Consider the following 17,649-nt stretch of genomic DNA (forward strand, 5'->3'; position numbering starts at 1 on the left):
GGCGCGGGCTAACCCGCCCGCCCCCGCACACCGGGGTACCGGGAAACGTGGCGTCCGAAATCCGCCAGCCCGCAGGTCGGCGGGGGCGCAGACTGGAAGGGTGATTGACGAGGAGACGGGATACGGAGCCGTACGCAGCCGGGACGCCCGGTTCGACGGGGCGTTCTTCTTCGCCGTGCTGACCACGGGCATCTACTGCCGTCCGAGCTGCCCGGCGGTGACGCCGAAGCGGCAGAACGTGCGGTACTACGCCACGGCCGCCGCCGCGCAGGGCTCGGGCTTCCGAGCCTGCCGCAGGTGCCGACCGGACGCCGCGCCCGGGTCCGCCGAGTGGAACGTACGCGCCGACGTCGTGGGCCGCGCCATGCGGATGATCGGCGACGGGGTCGTCGACCGCGAGGGCGTCGCCGGGCTCGCCGTCCGCCTCGGCTACAGCGCCCGCCAGGTGCAGCGGCAGCTCACCGCCGAACTGGGCGCGGGACCCGTGGCCCTCGCCCGCGCCCAGCGGGCCCACACCGCACGGGTGCTCCTGCAGACCACGGAGCTGCCCGTCACCGAGATCGCCTTCGCGGCGGGCTTCGCGAGCGTGCGCCAGTTCAACGACACGATCCGGACCGTGTACGCGTCCACACCGACCGGGCTGCGCACCTCGGCGCACCGCGGTGGCACACGTCCGGCGGCCACCCCCTCCGCGGGCATCCCGCTGCGCCTCGCCCACCGCGGCCCCTACCAGGCCGCCGCCGTCTTCGACCTGCTCGGCGCCGAGGCCGTACCGGGCGTCGAAGAGGTGACGGGTGCCCCCGGGTCCCGTACCTACCGGCGGACCCTGCGGCTGCCGTACGGGACGGGCGTCGTCGCCGTCGGGGAGCGGCCGGCGGACGCGTCCGCCCACAGCGGCGGCTGGCTCGACGCCCACCTGCACCTCACCGACCTGCGCGACCTCACCACCGCCGTGCAGCGACTGCGCCGCCTCTTCGACCTCGACGCCGACCCGTACGCGATCGACGAGCGGCTGGCCACCGACCCGCGGCTCGCCCCGCTGGTCGCGGCCAGGCCGGGGCTGCGTTCGCCCGGCGCCGCCGACCCGGAGGAACTGGCCGTACGCGCGCTCGTCGGCCCCCGCGAGGCCGAACGGCTCGTGCGGACGTACGGGAAGGCGCTGGACCCGCCCGGCGGGACGCTCACACACGTCTTTCCCGAGCCCGCCTCTCTTGTGGGGGCGAGCGGCACCCTGGGCGCCCTCGCCGCGGCCCTCGCGGACGGCACCCTGCGGCTCGACGCGGGCGCCGACCGGCAGGCGGCGCGGGCCGCCCTGGACGCCCTGCCCGGCCTCGACGCCCACGTCGTGGCCGTCATCCGTACCCGTGCGCTCGGCGACCCCGACGTGGGCCCGCCCGGAGCGCCGGTCCCCGACACCTGGCGGCCGTGGCGCTCCTACGCCCTGCGGCACCTCGAAGCGGCTGCCCGGCAGCCGGGAAGCGAAGACAAGTGACCACGTACCACACCTCCCTGGACAGCCCCGTCGGCGAACTCCTGCTCACCGCCGACGAGTCCGGAGCGCTGACCTCCCTGTCCGTGCCCGGCCAGAAGGGCGGACGCACGGTCGGGCCCGACTGGCGGCACGCGCCGAAACTCTTCACGGAGGCCGAGCGGCAGCTCGCCGCCTACTTCGCCGGTGAACTCACCGAATTCCGGCTGCCGTTGCGCACGAGCGGCACCGAGTTCCGCGAGAAGGTCTGGGACGCCCTCGACTCGGTCCCCTACGGCACGACCACCACGTACGGCGAGATCGCCGCGCGCATCGGCGCCTCGCGCATCGCCGTGCGGGCCGTCGGCGGAGCGATCGGCGCCAATCCGCTGCTGATCGTCCGCCCGTGCCATCGCGTGATCGGCGCCGACGGCTCCCTCACCGGATACGCGGGCGGGCTGGAACGCAAGGTCCGGCTCCTCACCCTCGAAGGCCGCTGAGAGACCGGTCGCCGATCACTCCTCCAGACCCCAGCTGTGGATCCGGCGGGGACGGACGCGGATCAGCTCCTCGCTGAAGTGCGGGCCCAACTCGTGCGGTCCGGTCAGGAGTTCGGCCTCCCCACGGATGTCCACCCCGCGTACCTTCCACGGCCGGAGGCTGACGATGTCGTCGACGACGAGACCGACCTTCGGATTCTTCTGGAGATTGCGCCACTTCTTGGTGCTTCCCATGGCATAGCCGCCGATGAGGATCGTCCCGTCGTCCTGCGGAAAGAAGCCGACGGGGTTCGCCTGCGGCTGGCCGTGCTGGTCGACGGTGGCGAGGCGGCCCAGCCGCTGGGACTTTAGGTACGCCCGTTCGGCTTCACTGAATGCGGTCATGTCAGCAGCCAAACACGGTTTTCCCGCCCTCCGCACCGGATCCTGACCCCGGGCCCCCGGCACTTGTACCCCGCGGGCCCCACTCGGGCTCCGTCGGTGGAAGGCAGGAACGCATGGTCGAGGTCGGACGAAGAGACGCCTGCCGGGCCCTGACCGCCGTGGCCGGTGCGCTGGCGCTCACCCTGATGGGCACGGCAGCCGCCCACGGAGGACCTCCGGCCGCGCCCGACCGCACGGGCGCGCGGGCCGCCCCCCAGCACTGGACCGGCACCTGGGAGGCCGCCGCCTCCGGCACCGCGGCCCCGCTCCCCGGCGCCTCGATCCGCAACGTCGTCCGTACGAGCGTCGGCGGTACGGCCGTGCGCGTACGGATCTCCAACCGGCTCGGCACCCTGCCCCTGGTGCTCGGCGCGGCCACTCTCGCCAGACAGCGGCCGAACGCGCCGAAGAGCCCGAAGGCCCTCTCCGGCACCATGCGCACCCTCACCTTCGGCGGCCGGAAGAAGATCACCGTGCCGGCCGGCAAGGACGTCGTCAGCGATCCCCTCACCCTGAGCGTCCCCGCCGCCACGAACCTCCTCGTCACCCTCCACACCCCCGGCGACTCGGGCCCCGCGACCTACCACCGCGACGCGCTCCAGACCAACTTCCTCGCCCTGGACGGCAATCGGGCCGCGGAGGCGGGCGGCGCGGCCTACAAGGCCACGACCGGCTCCTGGTACTACGTGACCGGCGTCGACGTGCTCCGTCCGCAGGCACCCGGCAGCGTGGTCGCGCTCGGCGACTCCCTCACCGACGGCTCCGGCTCGACACCGAGCGCCAACCGCCGCTGGCCCGACCGGCTCGCCGAGCGGCTCCGCGCCCTGCCGGCCGAGCGGCGGCAGGGCGTACTGAACGCGGGCGTCGCCGGCAACCGGCTCCTGCTCGAAGGGCGCGGGCCCAGCGCGCTGGCCCGGTTCGACGCCGACGTGCTCTCCCGCACCGGGGTGCGCACCCTGATCGTGATGGAGGGCGTCAACGACATCAAGAGCGCGCCCAACCAGACCGACCCGGCCGCCCTCGGTGCCGCGTACCGCGAGATCGTCCGGCGCGCCCACGCCCGCGGGATCCGGGTCGTCGGCGCCACCATCACCCCGTTCGGCGGCCACGGCAGCCACACGGCGGCCCGCGAGCGCGTCCGCAGGTCCGTCAACCAACTCATCCGTACCGGCGGGCTGTTCGACGCGGTAGCCGACTTCGACGCCGTCGTCCGCGACCCGTCCCGGCCGGACCGGATGCGGGCCGCCTACGATCCCGGGGACCATCTCCACTTCAACGACGCGGGCATGCGGGCCCTGGCCGACAGCATCGACCTCACGGCCCTCGCCGGCCTCTCCCGGTGACTCGGTGACCCGGTCAGCCCCAGACGACGGCTCCCAGCCACGCACCCGCGATCAGCAGACAGGCGAACAGCTCCACCAGCACGCTCGTCCCGCCCCGGCGCATCACCCTGCGTACGGAGGCCATCGCGTCCCCATGGCCGCCGAGCCGCAGCCGTTCGGCGAGGTACACGCCGCCGAGGCAGCCGGGTATCGCGCCGAGCACCGGCACCAGGAAGAAGCCGAGGAGCGCGCCGACACCCGCGTACACCGCCATTCGGGGGGTGGCGCCGCTCGCACGCAGCGTGCGCGGCGGCAGCCACCAGCGGATCACCTGGACGACGAGGAGAACGGCGGTCGCGCCCACGAGCACACCCCAGGAGAGCGCCCGCGGCTCCTCGAACGCCCACCACAGGACCGCGGCCCACACGAGCCACGACCCCGGCGCGCCGGGCACCAGCACCCCGCTCAGGCCGAGCAGCAGCACCACACCGACCAGCAGGAGTTCCCACGCTCCCATCTGCCCAGGGTGCCCCAGGACAGGGGAACCCGCAGGTCAGGACCGGCTGGTACTGCCGTCTAGCCCTCCTCGCGCCGGGCCACCCAGCCCTTCTCGTACGTGTGCCAGCCGAGCTGGAGACGGGTCGTGACGCCCGTCAGCTCCATCAGCCGCTTCACCCGGCGCTGTACGGTCCGCAGCCCCAGATCGAGCTGTTTGGCGACGCTCGCGTCGGTCAGCCCGGCGAGGAGCAGGGAGAGGATCTCCAGGTCGGTGCCGTCCGGCCCGTCCCGTTCCTCCTCGACGACGGTGGCGGGCGCGCCGGGCACCGCGGGCACACCCAGCCGCAAGGGCAACGCGTCCCGCCACACCGACTCGAACAGACCCGACAGCGATTCGAGCAGCCCGCTGGCGTGCACCACCAGCGCGGCGGGCTCCAGGGCCTGGGAGGTCAGCGGCACCATGGCGAGGGCCCGGTCGACGATCACCAGCTTCGTCGGCACCTCGTCCACGACCCGTACGCGCTCGTCACGGCCGAGGGCCGCGGACAGTTCGGCGATGCCGCCCGGCAGATGCAGGACCGACCGCTCGACGACCACGCGGTAGCGGACGCCCCGGTCGGCGGCCTGCTCCTCCGCGTCGTTGTCCGTGCCGGAGACGACGACGGGGTTGCCGGTGACCAGCGCGCACACCTCGTCGCTCGCGCCGAGCTGGAGCTGCAGGAAGCGCTGGGCGACCGCGGCGGCGCCGGTCACCACCTCCACCAGGTCGACGGCGGCGGGTTCGGTGGCCTGCGCGCGGTACTCCTCGGCGAGCAGCGCCGCCGTCAGCTCGGCCTGGTCCAGTGCGTGGCGCCGCTGGGTGAGCAGCGCGCCCAGCGCGACGCCGGGCGGCGCGGCGACCCAGCGGCCGGAGCGCGCCGACGACTGGGCGGCCAGCCCGTGCCGCTCCAGTCCGCGCAGCGCGCGTTCGGTGTCGTGCTCGCCGAGCGTGAGCCGCCGCGCGAGATCGGGCACGTCGGCGGCGCCCACGGACACCAGGGCCCGGTACGCCGACTCGTGTGTGTCGTCCAGCCCCAGTGCTGCGAGACCTGTCGCTCCGAGCATGCGGCGCCGCCCCTCCCCGAACACCGGCCGTGGCGGAAAACGGCCACGGCGTAAAACCGCCTCCGCACATCATCGCCGTACCGTCCGTGTCTCTGCCAAGGTGGCGCCGGGACGGTACGGGGCGCCGGCCCCGGCGTGGACGGGCGAGGACCGGCCAATGACCGGGAGTACGGGGCTCCGGCGGATATCCCGGACGGCAGGTGGAACCCGTCCGGTGCACACAGCTCGGTCTCGGGTGAGCAGGTCGCACCCGGGGCCGGAAGGGCCGGTTCCGTGAGGGATCCGGTCATACAGGCGCCGCCGGGTGGTTCTCCCGTGGGGGGTGGGACTGCCCGGCGGTCCCGTATCGCTGGTTTTTCCCGATGCCCCGTTTTCATCCGGCCTCAGCGGTGGACAATTACGGGCATGAGCCAGCAGGGGGAGAGGCCGACCGGTCAGCAGGACGACTGGTGGGGGCAGCTGTACGACGACTCCACGGGGGACACCGGGCCGACGCCCGCACCGGACTCCGTGGACGACCGCTTCGCCTCGGCGACCGACACACTGGGCACCCCACCACCCCAGAGCCCGGCCGTCCCACCGCCCCGAGAGGGGCACGGGGAACTGCGCGGCGAGCCCCCACGGCCGGCACTCGACGCACAACCCGGTGGTACGCCCGCTGACGGCCGCGCGCCCGAGCCCCCTCAGGGGCGCGGGGAACTGCGCGGCCAACCCCCACGACCCGCACCCGACGCACAACCGGGTCCGCCCCCACCCTGGTGGCCTCCGAACACCCCCGTGGTGGAAAGCCGCCCCGCCGCCGACCCGCGCACCCCCGCCGAAGCCGCAGGCTCGGAGACCGACCCCCTGTGGCGCAGCGGACTGCGGCGCCAGCGCGCCCCCTGGGAGGCCCCTCCCGCCGACCCTCCGGGCCCGGCCACCTTCCCTCAGGACCAGGGCCAGGCCATGTCCACGGAAGTACCTCCGCCCGCCGCGGAGGCGCAGGCGCGCGCGGAGGCGACGGACCCCGGCAACCGTCCCACGACCTGGCCCCAGCCCCCCGGCGGCCCCCCGACCATCGGCCCCCCACCCACCGTCGGCACCCCATCCGTCCGCCCCGACACCCTGCTCGACATCCCCGCCGACAAGCCGTCCGACGAGGGCAACCAGGGCGACCTGGGCGGTCAGCCCGGTCAGTCGGACCAGCCCGTTCTGCGCGTGCCCGAAACCCCGACCCCCCTCGACCACGTCGGTTCCGGCCCGCCCACCTACGACGCCGAACCCACCGCGCTCCCGCCCGCCGACCCGGACGACCTCGACGACCTCGTGGCCGACACCGTGCTGGACGGGGCGTCGTACGGCACGCACACCCTGCGGGCCGTGTCCGTGCGCGGGGACTCCGCCCGGTTCCGGGGCGAGCCGCGCAGGGACTCCCTGCTCACCGCCCGTTTCGGCACCGGCGACGACGCGCTCGTCCTGGTCGCCATGGCGACCGGCGCCCGCGCCACCCCCGACGCCCACCGCGCCGCCGCCGAGGCCTGCCAATGGATCGGCAGGGCCGTCGGCCGCAGCCACGCGCGACTGGCCGAGGACATCAGGGCCGCCCGCCGCGGCGACCTGAAGTCGGGCCTGCACCGCCTCACGGACCGCAGCCTCGGCAGACTGCGGGCCAGCGCGGTCGAGCGGGGCGTCGAGCCCGAGGAGTACACCGCGAGCCTGCGCTGCCTGCTCCTGCCCGCCGACCCCGAGTGCCGTACGCGCGTCTTCTTCGGCGTCGGAGCGGGCGGCCTGTTCCGCCTGCGGGACGGCGAGTGGCAGGACATCGAACCGCGCGTCGCCGACACCACGGGCGAGGCCGTCGTCGGCTTCGGGTCACTGCCCCACGGAGCGCCCCACGAGGCACCGCGCGACGCGCCCCACGAGACGCCCGACGGCGACCGTCTCACCATGGATCTGGGCATCACCACACCCCCGAGCCCGTACGAACCGGCCCCCGAGCCGCCGCCCCGCGACCCCTTCCGCTTCCGTGCCTCCGTCGCCCGCCCGGGCGACACGCTCCTGCTGTGCAGCGGCGGGCTCGCCGAACCCCTGCGCGGTGAGCCGCGCCTGGTCGAACACCTCACCTCCCGCTGGTCGGGCGGCGAGCCGCCGGGCGTCGCCGCGTTCCTCGCGGACAGCACGGTCCGGGTCAAGGGGTACGCCGACGACCGGACGGCCGCGGCCGTTTGGGAGGCGTAACCGCGCCCGTTGTGAACAGATGGGACCTGAGGGGATCCCGTGACAGCGAAGGGCGTGTGACTCATGGCCAAGCAGAACGTCGCCGAGCAGTTCATCGACATCCTCGTCCGCGCCGGCGTCAAACGCCTGTACGGAGTCGTCGGCGACAGCCTCAACCCCGTGGTCGACGCGATCCGGCGCAACTCCGCCATCGACTGGATCCACGTCCGGCACGAGGAGACGGCGGCCTTCGCGGCGGGCGCCGAGGCCCAGATCACCGGCGGCCTCGCCGCCTGCGCGGGCTCCTGCGGCCCGGGGAACCTGCACCTCATCAACGGCCTGTACGACGCCCACCGCTCCATGGCCCCCGTGCTCGCCCTCGCCTCACACATCCCCTCCAGCGAGATCGGCCTCGGCTTCTTCCAGGAGACCCATCCCGACCAGCTGTTCCGCGAGTGCAGCCACTACAGCGAGATGATCTCCAACCCGCAGCAGATGCCCCGCCTCCTGCAGACCGCCATCCAGCACGCGGTCGGCCGGAGCGGCGTGAGCGTGGTGACGCTGCCGGGCGACATCGCCGACCAGCCCGCCCCGGACAAGGCCGCCGAGACCGCCCTCGTCACCTCCCGCCCCACCGTGCGTCCCGGCGACACCGAGATCGACAAGCTCGCCGCGATGATCGACGAGGCCGACAGGGTCACGCTCTTCTGCGGCAGCGGGACGGCGGGTGCGCACGCCGAGGTCATGGAGTTCGCCGAGAAGATCAAGTCCCCGGTCGGGCACGCCCTGCGGGGCAAGGAATGGATCCAGTACGACAACCCGTACGACGTCGGTATGAGCGGACTCCTCGGGTACGGCGCCGCCTACGAGGCGACCCACGAGTGCGACCTGCTGATCCTGCTGGGCACCGACTTCCCGTACAACGCCTTCCTCCCCGACGACGTCAAGATCGCCCAGGTCGACGTACGGCCCGAACGGCTGGGCCGTCGTTCGAAGCTGGACCTCGCGGTGTGGGGCGATGTGAAGGAGACCCTGCGCTGCCTCACTCCGAGGGTGAGCCCCAAGACCGACCGCCGCTTCCTCGACAAGATGCTCAAGAAACACTCGGCGGCGCTCGACGGAGTGGTCAAGGCCTACACCCGTAAGGTCGACAAGCACGTCCCGATCCACCCGGAGTACGTGGCCTCCGTGCTCGACGAACTCGCGGACGACGACGCCGTGTTCACCGTCGACACCGGTATGTGCAACGTGTGGGCGGCGCGATACATCACGCCCAACGGCCGCCGTCGCATCATCGGTTCCTTCTCGCACGGCTCCATGGCGAACGCCCTGCCGCAGGCGATCGGCGCCCAGTTCACCGACCGTGGCCGCCAGGTCGTCTCGATGTCGGGGGACGGCGGATTCTCCATGCTGATGGGTGACTTCCTCACCCTCGTCCAGTACGACCTGCCGGTGAAGGTCGTCCTCTTCAACAACTCCTCGCTCGGCATGGTCGAGCTGGAGATGATGGTCGGCGGTCTTCCGGCGTACGGGACGAGCAACAAGAACCCCGACTTCGCCGCCGTCGCACGGGCCTGCGGTGCCTACGGCGTACGCGTCGAGAAGCCCAAGGAGCTGGCGGGCGCACTGAAGGACGCCTTCAAGCACAAGGGCCCCGCCCTCATCGACGTCGTCACCGACCCGAACGCCCTGTCCATCCCGCCGAAGATCAGCAAGGAGATGGTGACGGGCTTCGCCCTGTCGGCGTCGAAGATCGTCCTGGACGGGGGAGTGGGCCGCATGGCGCAGATGGCCCGCTCCAACCTCCGTAACGTGCCCAGGCCATGACGTGCCCAGGCCGTAGGAGGCTTGTGAGGGAGCTTGTGTGAGGGGGCTCGGCTCCGGTCGTCAGTCGGCGGGGACCCATTTGCGCTCCGAGCCCTCCGTTCCGTACCAGTAGCGCGGCAGGCCCTTGATGGCGCTCGTACGGAACGGACGGCCGTGGTCGTCGATGCGGACCGTGCCGGTGCGGCCCTCGGACGACCAGTCCAGCTCCAGGTACCAGTCGCAGCCGCAGCTCTCCGTCTGGGCGGTGACCAGCAGGACCTCCGGGTCCGAGGCCGACACCCGGTAGGGCATCCGCACGGCCGGGATCGGCGTGCCGGTGTCGTTGCCGGGCACCGCGCGGGCGATCGGGCGGTCCTTGTCCAGGTCGACGGCGAAGGAGCGCGGGGTGATGGAACCGCCGCAGCCCTGGTCCATGGCGTACACCGTCCCGGGATCGGGCGCGGTGCGGCCGACCACCCGGACCCGCAGATCCGTCAGGACGACGGCGGTCGAGGACCGGCCCTGCACCGAGATCTCCACGTCGGTCTCCCGGCCGTGCACCGCGCCCTGGGTCGCCGCCCAGGTTCCGGCGTCCTGCGGGGCCGGGGGCGGCGGGACCTGCGCCGGGTCCTTGCGGATGACGTAGTCGTGGCCGCAACCGAGCTTCCAGGCCTGCGAGTTCGCGGTCCAGGTGAGGGGCGAGGAGACACTTCCGCTGCCGTTGGGCTTCTGTCTGCCCTTCGTACCCTTTGAACTCGAAGGCGCGCTGGCATCGGGGGACTTGGACGCCTTGCCCTTGGCGCCGGCCGAGGGCGACGCGCTGCTCCCGCTGGGGGACGGGCTCGGCGACGGGCGGTGACGGGGGTCCGTGGTGGCGGTCGTGGGGGACGGGCGGGGGGTCCCGGAGGCGTCGTCGGAGGACCGGTCGCCGGAGAGGGCCGACAGGCTGCCCAGCATGAGAAGCAGCGCGGACGCCGCCGCGACGGTGACGGTGATCCGCCGCCGGTACCAGGCGGGACGGGGGTGCGGGGTGGCTGCGCCGGCTCCGGCGCCCGTGGCGGGGACGGCGTCGGACACGAGGCCGTCGCCAGCGCCGTCCGCGGGGTCCGGCTCCTCCGGCTCTTCCGGCTCGTTCGACTGTGGTGCGTCGTTCTCCGTCGGGGTCGGGGTCGGGGTCGGGGTCGGGGTCGGGGTCGGGGTCGGGGTCGGGGTCGGGTCCGAGGCCGGGTCGTCCGACGTGCCGGGCGTACGTGGCCGCTGCCGGGCCGCGACCGCCAGGATCCACCGACGGTGCAGTTCGAGCCGTTCGTCCGGCGTCGCCCCGCACAGTACGGCGAACCGTTCCACGGGTGCGAAGTCGAGCGGTACCGCGTCACCGGCGCAGTAGCGGTGCAGCGTCGAGGTGTTCATGTTCACCCGGCGCGCCAGGGCGCCGTAACTGCGGTCCGTCCGCGCCTTCAGACGTCTCAGCAGTGCCGCGAACTCCTCGACGTCCTCGTCCCGAGTCGCCACCGTTCCCCCGTACTGGTCGCCCTACTGGTCGTCGCCCCCGGCCGAGGCGCCTGTCCCGTCCGGGACGAGCATCCCAGGCACTCCATATACCTGCACGTCAGGAGGGATGGGATGGTTCCACCGTGGCGGAAACGGCGTCGCCTGTTGCGCACGCCCCGAGTGACGGCTGATGCTTCTGGTGTCGCACCGACCGCCGCCGGACCGACCAGCCGACGGCAGCCCACGCAGGGCCTTCGCGACCACACCCACCACGTGTACAGGCGCTTCGCCATGCACACGGAACGGCCATGTACACGGAACGGCCATGCACCTAGATCGTGCAGGCATTCAGACCCAGGGGGACATCCAATGAGCAAGCGCACCCGAGGCGTGGAGTTCACCGCACTCGCCGCCGCTGCCCTCGCCGTCGGCACGGTACTGGCCGGCCCGGCCGGTGCCGTCGTGAACACCTCGGCACCCGTCTCGGTGACGGCGAGCGGCACGCCCAGGTTCCTGTCGGCCGCCCAGTTGCCGCCGCACCCCTCGTCCGCCTGGACGGCGGGCAAGGTCACGCCGGGTGTTCCCGGCGAGCTGGCGTTCTGCCTGGAGGACGCGCTGCCGGGCTACGACTCCTCGTACCGGGACTTCCGTACCGACCTGGAGACCAACGCCCAGCAGCTGACCATCGTCGTCGGCAGCAACGCGAAGGCCGATGCCCTCGCCAAGCGGCTGAACAAGGAGATCAAGGCCTGCGCGGCCAAGGCCGAGCAGTCCGATCCCGAGGTCGAGGCCACCCTGAAGGACTACGGGAAGCTGCCGGTCGAGGAGGGCGCGCACGTCTACGGGGTGCACACCGAAACCTCCTGGGGCGCCACCGACATCAACCTCTACTCGGTCGGCCGGGACGGCCGGGCCGTCACCGTCGTGAAGTGGGGGCAGATGGGCGACTTCTCCGACGCGCCCGTGAAGGCCTTCAAGAAGACGACGACCACCGCGGTCAACAAGCTCTACTGACCGCCACCGGAGCCGGGGCCGCCCTCACGCGACGGGGGTCGAGAGGGCGGCCCCAATCACCATGACCGACGAGCACCACGACCACGAAAACGGGGAACACAGACCGATGAACAGCAACAGCAGCGCCGCCGGCACCACCGCAGGCAGGCGGGGACGCCGTGCCGCTCTGATCGCCGGCCTCGTCGCCGCGACCGCCCTGCCGCTCGCGATCACGGCGTCGGCCGAGGCGACCTCGGCCGGGTCGACGGCGGCGAGCGCCGCGTTCCGCCCGGTCAGCGGGCAGCCGTCGAGCCCGGTGACCCGGATCGCCGACTTCTACGGCGCGTACATCGACGCGCAGAGCGGCCCGGGCGAGGGCGGCAACCTGGTCACCGAGCTGCGGAAGTACTACGTGGACGCCGACCACCTCAAGGAGATCGAGGCCTGGGAGGACGCCAACCACGCGGACGGCGTCCTGCGGGCCCAGAACGTGCCGGCGAAGTGGACGGTCACCGACAACGGCAAGGCGGACCACTCCGAAGCGGTCGTGACGATGACCTGGGGGGACAGGACCACGACCAAACTCGTCGTCGACATGAACCGTGACCACGAGATCATCCACATCGGGGACAAGGGGATCAGCGGCAAGTAGGCGAAAGCAACGGCCGCGTACGTCCGACCCGCCTGCGTCCGACTCGTGTACGGCCGGTGCGGCAGGTGGCTGTCGGCGGATGGACCGAGCGCCGACGACCGTACCGCCAGCCGAAGACATCGGCGCGAAGCGGTGTGCGCCCGTCCGGTACACCGCTGCCCGGCGCCGCACCTGGACGGCGCCGCCTCCCGCGCGGGGGCCGTCCCGCCCGCCCGGGGCGCGACCGTCGCGGGAGGCGGTCGGCGGGGTGGCGGCACCACGTCCGGCGGTCCGCCCGCCGGGGACCGTCCGCCGGGTGTCCGGAGTCCCCCGTGTCACCAGTGCGTTCTCCGGCCGTCCCGGCGGGAGCGTACGCGGTCCGCCGCGCGGCACCCGCCCGCCGGGGTCCGCCGCACTCGCCCCGCCCACCGCTTCCCGGCGTCGGCGGGACCCTTCCGAAGGCTTCGCGGGTGTGATCCGCCGCCGGACGGCTCGCCTCGTACGGCTGTCAACGACCCACGTACAGCCAGTTATTGAAGAATCGACATGACTGCCTGGTTTCCTGGCGGGGCATGCATTCCGTGAACGTGTTCGAGCAGGAGGGGTACCGAGAGCGGCGGGGGTCATGAAGAGGTATGCGCGAGGAGGCGGTCCCGTCTTATCCGGGGCCTTCTCGGCGGAGACGGTGAATTCGGCCACGACCGTGGAGGACACGGCGGACACGGCGGAGATCGCATTCGACCAGCAGGGTCTTCAGGAAGGTCTTCAGGAAGGCTTGTCGCATCTCAGGCGCAGGCTCCGGCGCTGCGATCTCCGGGCCGTGCCCGAGGTCCGCAGGGCGCTGCGGGAGCTGCTCGCCCACTGGGGGAGGCCCGGCAGGTCCGAGACGGCAGAACTGCTCACCAGCGAGATCGTGACCAACGCGCTCGTCCACACCGATCAGGAGGCGCTGTTCACAGCGACCGTCGGCCCGCGCGGACTGCGGGTGGAGGTACGGGACTTCGAGGCTCGCAGGCCGAGGCTGCGGATACCGAACCCGGACGAGGGCACGCACGGCAGGGGCCTGATCCTGGTGCAGTCGCTCGCCGACGCGTGGGGCGTACGCATGCACGGGGTGGGGAAGGCGGTGTGGTTCGAACTGGATGGGGGCGCGACATGAAATGCCGCGCCCCCATCCAGAGTCGAGGCCGTTGAGAAGCCCCGGGTCGTGCTCAGCCGAACTGCTGCTCCAGGTCCTTCAGCTTGCGCTCAAGGGAATCGAGGCGAGGGAGGGCCATTGTGTCGTCCTCCGCGGTGAGATCGACTGTCCCCGAGTCCCCGCTTCGCCGGACCGGCTGCAACGAGGGTCGGGCGCGGGAAGGTAGTTCCGGCGTCGATATGGCAGGCTCCGAGGTGACCTGAGTGGCCGGTTGGGCCGCCTGCAGTTCCGCCTGACGGCCGCCGCGGCCGAGCGCACCGCGGTGGCCGCGGGTGATCGCCTTGATGCGGGCACGGTCCAGCTTCTCCTGGTCGCGCCGGCGAAGGCGGTTCTGCTCCTTCTCCCGCTTGTCCTCGCGTACTTCCTCGACGGCCTCGTCCAGGCTGCGCACGTTCTCCAGGAGCATCAGCGACCAGGCGCCGTACGTCTCACGGGGGGCGCGCAGCCACCGTACGATCCGGATCTGGGGCAGCGGCCGGGGCACCAGGCCCTGCTCACGCAGAGCGGCGCGGCGGGTCTGCTTCAGCGCGCGGTCGAACAGGACGGCGGCCGACAGGGACATGCCGGCGAAGAAGTGCGGGGCGCCCGCGTGGTCGAGGCCCCGGGGGGCGTGCACCCAGTTGAACCAGGCAGCGGCGGCCGCGAACGTCCACACGAGTATCCGGGAGCCGAGCGCCGCGTCACCGTGGCTGGCCTCGCGCACCGCGAGCACGGAGCAGAACATGGCCGCGCCGTCCAGGCCGAACGGCACCAGGTACTGCCAGCCGCCGGAGAGGTTCAGATTCTGCTCGCCGAAGCCGACCAGGCCGTGGAAGGAGAGTGCGGCGGCGACCGCGGCGCAGCAGAACAGCAGTACGTAGGAGGCGGTGCCGTAGATGGCCTCCTTGCGCCTGCGGCGTTCTTCCGTGCGCTCCCACGAGTCTTCGGCGTGGGTCTTCTCCCCGGCGCGCTTGCCACGCGCGAGCACCGCAACCGCCGCCAGCAGGCCCAGGAGCAGCACGGCGCCGGGTAGCAGCCAGTTCAGCGATATGTCGGTCAGTCTCATCTGGGGTCCCTTGCATTGGGATAGGGCGTAACGCCCGTCATAGTGGCCCAATCCCGCGGGTCCTCAGGGGGTTTCGGGGCAAGAGGCCGCCAAGAGAGTGCAAGGGGATGCGCGTGGGCGGCATTCTCCTCGAACTGCCGCTTGAGGAGCGGGAGTTGAGTTCGAGTTAGATTACCCGTACGGGTGGTTCCACGGAAAGTTCCTGCGCCAAGTGAGGATATTGTGAACCAGCCGTGACCTCAGCACCGGCGTTTACCGCGAAGAACCCGGGGCCGGGCCGAGTTGATCTTACCCGGACGCGGAAGGTGATCTTGCGCGGGGCTCAGGCCGCCTCCGCCGCCTCGGCCTCCGCCGCCTCTTCTGCCTGGGCCGTCAGCTTCGCGATGCGCACGGCCTCGGTGTTCCGGGGGCAGTTGGCGCAGGTGTCCTCGGCGTCGAGGGTGTAGTAGAAGCAGCAGCTGGCCCGGTCCCGGGTGGGCAGGCACTCACCGTTCGAACCGGTCACCTCACGGAAGCCGGCCGTGCCGACGTACGGCTTGGTGGTGCCGGGGAACAGCCGCTCCAGCTCCTCGGCCGCACGCTCCTGCTCGCCGAGCAGACCGGCGACGTAATGGAGGCTCTCGACGACCTCGTCGGTGGCCATGGCCCACAGGGCGCGGCCCCGGCGTCGCATACGCGGGCCGAAACCGCTCAGGACCGGCTCCAGATGCTCGGCGACGGAGGCCCGCACCTCGGCGCGCAGGGCCTCTTCGTCCGGGACGACGCGGGCACCGGGCAGTGTCGCCGCCGGGTCGTCCGGGAGGCAGGCGAATGCGCCCACGCGCACCGCGATACGGCCGGGCATGCGCTGGAAGGTGACGTCCTGCACGGGGAAACGGGGGACGCGGCGCAGCACGAACCACGGAACCGTGATCAGCAGACAGGCCGGCCAGGCGTACCGGTGCAGACCGAAGCTGGCGATGACGTCCGGGCGGGCCCGCCGGCCGTGGTCGGCCAGCACCTGCTCGTCGTCCCACGCGAGAAAGGACTCGAACTCGGGCCCCGCCTCCGCGAGCCGCGCGGCACCGACCCGCCCGTCGCCCGTCGGGGCGGGTTCGCCAGGGGCGAGCTCCGTCACGCCCAGGGCCGGGAACACCTCGGTCATCCGCGTGTACGCCTCGGTGAGGGCCGAGTGGGCCGGCTGCGTGCCGCCGGGGGTCACGGGCGCTGTCGCGGCCGGGGCGGGAGCGGACATGCAAGGACCCCGTTTCTCGATCTTCAGCAGGTAAGGCTTACCTTACCCGATAGGGTCGAGGTTTACCCTGTTCTGTCGGGGTCACGACGGACCCACCCGACATTCCCACCCGCACACCCACCACCAGCGCCACCCCGGAGGAGGCTCCCATGCAGAAGGCCGGTTCGCGCGAGGGACATGACGCCGTCGGAGCGTCGTCTTCGGGGACGGGTCCGGTGGGGGCGCGACCGGTGGGGGAAGGTCCGGTGGGGGCGCGGCCAGCGGAGGCCCGCCTGATGGAGGCGCGTTCCGAGGGAGGCCGTTCCGAGGGCGCTGCCCTGCGGGTCCCCCAGCAGGCGCGGGCGGAGAGCCGTGGTGGCGACAGCGGCGACGGTGCGCGCGGGGCCGGTCGTGGCGCGGCCCCCCGGGGTGGAACCGCCCCGGCGGCTCCCGTCGCGCACGCGGCCCGTGGCGAGCACACCCACAGCGAGACGCCGATTCCCCAGCCGCGGATCGCGCGCGAGGGCTCCTCGGGTGCCGGTGGGGGCCTGCCGGGCGAGGCGTTCGTACCCGGAGGCGGTGCGGCCGGCTTCCCGCGCGGCGCCCGTGACACCGACGCGCGCGCCGCGTCGACCGCCGTGCCCGGAACCGAGGGCCGCGAAGCGGCAGCGCCCCCCGGCGCTCCCGAGAGCCCGGAGGTGCCGGGTGGCGCGGGTGCGCCCGGCGGCCCGGGTGTGCCGGATGCCCGTGCGTCCTCGGCCCCGGGAATCCTGGGCGGTCCCGGCCGCACCCCGGCGTCATTAGGGACACCCGATGCCTCCGGTGCCGTCGGAGCCCCGGAAGCCCCGGGAGCCTTGGACGGCCCAGGCACCTCCGGCGGACGCGGTGGACGCGGTACGCCGTCGGGGCGCCGTGCACCCGATGCCCGTACGGCCTCGATCGGACCCGTGTCCGGGCCCGTCTTCGCCGTCGCGGCTCCCCGGCCCGTGATCCAGCGGGTCTCCGTCCGCGGACAGGTGCTCGACGCCTTGCGGTCCGCGCTCGTCGCCGGTGACCTCGCCCCCGGTGAGGTCTACTCCGCCCCCGCGCTCGGCGAACGCTTCGGCGTCTCCGCGACCCCTGTGCGCGAGGCCATGCAGCAGCTCGCGAACGAGGGCGCGGTCGAGGTCGTACCGAACCGCGGCTTCCGCGTCATCCGGCGCGGGGCCCGTGAACTGGCCGAGCTGGCCGAGATCCGGGCGCTCGTCGAGATGCCGGTGATGCTGCGGCTGACCCGTACGGTGGCGGCCCCCTGCTGGGCGGAACTGCGACCGCTCGCCGACGCGACCGTGGCCGTGGCGGCCACCGGTGATCTCGCGCGCTACGCCGAGTCCGACCGTGTCTTCCACGCGGCGGTGCTCGCGCTGTCGGGCAACCGTCAGCTGGTGCAGCTCGCGGACGATCTCCACCGGCGTGCGCAGTGGCCGATGGCGGGGGTGTCCGCTCGGCGGCCGCGTGCCGATCTTCTGGCGGATGCCGGTCAGCACACGGCGCTGCTGGACGCGTTGTCCGGCTCGGACGTTCCGACTGCGCAGTCCTTGATACGGGACCATTTCGCCGGCGCCTAGCGGGTCCCCTCCGGGGGCGGGGTGTCGTCCGTCTGCGGGCCCGGTGGGGGCTGGTCGCGCAGTTCCCCGCGCCCCTGAAGACGAAAGACTGCGCCGTTCCCCGCGCCCCTAAAAGCAGAAGACTGCGCGGTTCCCCGCGCCCCTAAGAGCGCGG

General features: G+C 72.8%; 15 protein-coding genes. 9 read left to right on the plus strand and 6 right to left on the minus strand.

Features of this window, described 5'->3' with window-relative positions; all coding sequences use genetic code 11:
- Positions 1-103 precede the first annotated feature (103 nt).
- Both ACFVH5_RS29935 and ACFVH5_RS29940 read left to right on the plus strand, forming a co-directional pair.
- The gene (locus ACFVH5_RS29935) at positions 104-1,492 is read left to right on the plus strand and encodes a bifunctional transcriptional activator/DNA repair enzyme AdaA (protein WP_385836858.1); all 1,389 of its coding nucleotides are present in this window, start codon (positions 104-106) and stop codon (positions 1,490-1,492) included.
- Complete coding sequence (locus ACFVH5_RS29940) at positions 1,489-1,968, plus strand: methylated-DNA--[protein]-cysteine S-methyltransferase (protein WP_385836825.1); 480 nt, start codon at positions 1,489-1,491, stop codon at positions 1,966-1,968. The genes ACFVH5_RS29935 and ACFVH5_RS29940 overlap by 4 nt, the downstream gene beginning before the upstream one ends.
- 15 nt (positions 1,969-1,983) lie before the next feature.
- Here ACFVH5_RS29940 and ACFVH5_RS29945 read toward each other — a convergent pair whose 3' ends face one another.
- Positions 1,984-2,352, minus strand: a complete 369-nt coding sequence (locus ACFVH5_RS29945; protein WP_385836826.1) for a PPOX class F420-dependent oxidoreductase — start codon at positions 2,350-2,352, stop codon at positions 1,984-1,986.
- A gap of 113 nt (positions 2,353-2,465) precedes the next feature.
- On the opposite strand from ACFVH5_RS29945, the gene ACFVH5_RS29950 reads away from it, so the two are divergent.
- Positions 2,466-3,734 (plus strand): SGNH/GDSL hydrolase family protein, encoded by a 1,269-nt coding sequence (locus tag ACFVH5_RS29950; RefSeq protein WP_385836828.1) that lies wholly within the window; start codon positions 2,466-2,468, stop codon positions 3,732-3,734.
- 13 nt (positions 3,735-3,747) lie between these two features.
- Here the strand turns inward: ACFVH5_RS29950 and ACFVH5_RS29955 are convergent, their stop codons facing one another.
- Positions 3,748-4,230 (minus strand): DUF456 domain-containing protein, encoded by a 483-nt coding sequence (locus ACFVH5_RS29955; protein ID WP_385836829.1) that lies wholly within the window; start codon positions 4,228-4,230, stop codon positions 3,748-3,750.
- 59 nt (positions 4,231-4,289) lie between these two features.
- Entirely contained in the window at positions 4,290-5,315 is a 1,026-nt protein-coding gene (locus tag ACFVH5_RS29960; protein ID WP_385836831.1) for a winged helix-turn-helix transcriptional regulator, read from the minus strand.
- A 405-nt stretch (positions 5,316-5,720) separates the two neighbouring features.
- Between ACFVH5_RS29960 and ACFVH5_RS29965 the strand changes: the two genes are divergently transcribed.
- A complete protein-coding gene (locus tag ACFVH5_RS29965) occupies positions 5,721-7,532 on the plus strand; it encodes a protein phosphatase 2C domain-containing protein (protein ID WP_385836832.1) in 1,812 nt (603 codons plus the stop codon).
- Positions 7,533-7,595: 63 nt separating this feature from the next.
- A complete protein-coding gene (locus ACFVH5_RS29970; protein ID WP_385836833.1) occupies positions 7,596-9,338 on the plus strand; it encodes a pyruvate dehydrogenase in 1,743 nt (580 codons plus the stop codon).
- Between the two features lie 60 nt (positions 9,339-9,398).
- Here ACFVH5_RS29970 and ACFVH5_RS29975 read toward each other — a convergent pair whose 3' ends face one another.
- Positions 9,399-10,829: a helix-turn-helix domain-containing protein gene (locus ACFVH5_RS29975; RefSeq protein ID WP_385836834.1), complete on the minus strand. Its 1,431-nt coding sequence runs from the start codon at positions 10,827-10,829 to the stop codon at positions 9,399-9,401.
- A 348-nt stretch (positions 10,830-11,177) separates the two neighbouring features.
- Here ACFVH5_RS29975 and ACFVH5_RS29980 point away from each other — a divergent pair, with 348 nt between their 5' ends.
- From ACFVH5_RS29980 to ACFVH5_RS29990, 3 genes are all read left to right on the plus strand, one after another.
- Positions 11,178-11,822, plus strand: a complete 645-nt coding sequence (locus ACFVH5_RS29980) for a hypothetical protein (protein WP_385836835.1) — start codon at positions 11,178-11,180, stop codon at positions 11,820-11,822.
- A 106-nt stretch (positions 11,823-11,928) separates the two neighbouring features.
- Positions 11,929-12,453, plus strand: coding sequence for a hypothetical protein (locus tag ACFVH5_RS29985; RefSeq protein ID WP_385836837.1), 525 nt, complete (start codon positions 11,929-11,931; stop codon positions 12,451-12,453).
- A 754-nt stretch (positions 12,454-13,207) separates the two neighbouring features.
- Entirely contained in the window at positions 13,208-13,591 is a 384-nt protein-coding gene (locus tag ACFVH5_RS29990; protein ID WP_385836838.1) for an ATP-binding protein, read from the plus strand.
- 52 nt (positions 13,592-13,643) lie between these two features.
- Here the strand turns inward: ACFVH5_RS29990 and ACFVH5_RS29995 are convergent, their stop codons facing one another.
- Positions 13,644-14,675, minus strand: coding sequence for a DUF2637 domain-containing protein (locus ACFVH5_RS29995; protein ID WP_384799658.1), 1,032 nt, complete (start codon positions 14,673-14,675; stop codon positions 13,644-13,646).
- A 322-nt stretch (positions 14,676-14,997) separates the two neighbouring features.
- Positions 14,998-15,909 (minus strand): (2Fe-2S)-binding protein, encoded by a 912-nt coding sequence (locus ACFVH5_RS30000; protein ID WP_385836839.1) that lies wholly within the window; start codon positions 15,907-15,909, stop codon positions 14,998-15,000.
- Between the two features lie 749 nt (positions 15,910-16,658).
- On the opposite strand from ACFVH5_RS30000, the gene ACFVH5_RS30005 reads away from it, so the two are divergent.
- Entirely contained in the window at positions 16,659-17,495 is an 837-nt protein-coding gene (locus tag ACFVH5_RS30005; RefSeq protein WP_385836859.1) for a GntR family transcriptional regulator, read from the plus strand.
- Positions 17,496-17,649 lie beyond the last annotated feature (154 nt).

It is taken from the genome of Streptomyces sp. NPDC127119, from assembly GCF_042677425.1.
Taxonomy (GTDB): domain Bacteria; phylum Actinomycetota; class Actinomycetes; order Streptomycetales; family Streptomycetaceae; genus Streptomyces.

What these genes read in the sequence shown, in the direction of transcription:
- ACFVH5_RS29960 (WP_385836831.1), bottom strand. Translation starts at nt 5,315, where the DNA reads ATGCTCGGAGCGACAGGTCTCGCAGCACTGGGGCTGGACGACACACAC.
- ACFVH5_RS29970 (WP_385836833.1), top strand. Translation starts at nt 7,596, where the DNA reads ATGGCCAAGCAGAACGTCGCCGAGCAGTTCATCGACATCCTCGTCCGC.
- ACFVH5_RS29965 (WP_385836832.1), top strand. Translation starts at nt 5,721, where the DNA reads ATGAGCCAGCAGGGGGAGAGGCCGACCGGTCAGCAGGACGACTGGTGG.
- ACFVH5_RS29950 (WP_385836828.1), top strand. Translation starts at nt 2,466, where the DNA reads ATGGTCGAGGTCGGACGAAGAGACGCCTGCCGGGCCCTGACCGCCGTG.
- ACFVH5_RS29945 (WP_385836826.1), bottom strand. Translation starts at nt 2,352, where the DNA reads ATGACCGCATTCAGTGAAGCCGAACGGGCGTACCTAAAGTCCCAGCGG.
- ACFVH5_RS30000 (WP_385836839.1), bottom strand. Translation starts at nt 15,909, where the DNA reads ATGTCCGCTCCCGCCCCGGCCGCGACAGCGCCCGTGACCCCCGGCGGC.
- ACFVH5_RS29985 (WP_385836837.1), top strand. Translation starts at nt 11,929, where the DNA reads ATGAACAGCAACAGCAGCGCCGCCGGCACCACCGCAGGCAGGCGGGGA.
- ACFVH5_RS29980 (WP_385836835.1), top strand. Translation starts at nt 11,178, where the DNA reads ATGAGCAAGCGCACCCGAGGCGTGGAGTTCACCGCACTCGCCGCCGCT.
- ACFVH5_RS29955 (WP_385836829.1), bottom strand. Translation starts at nt 4,230, where the DNA reads ATGGGAGCGTGGGAACTCCTGCTGGTCGGTGTGGTGCTGCTGCTCGGC.
- ACFVH5_RS29995 (WP_384799658.1), bottom strand. Translation starts at nt 14,675, where the DNA reads ATGAGACTGACCGACATATCGCTGAACTGGCTGCTACCCGGCGCCGTG.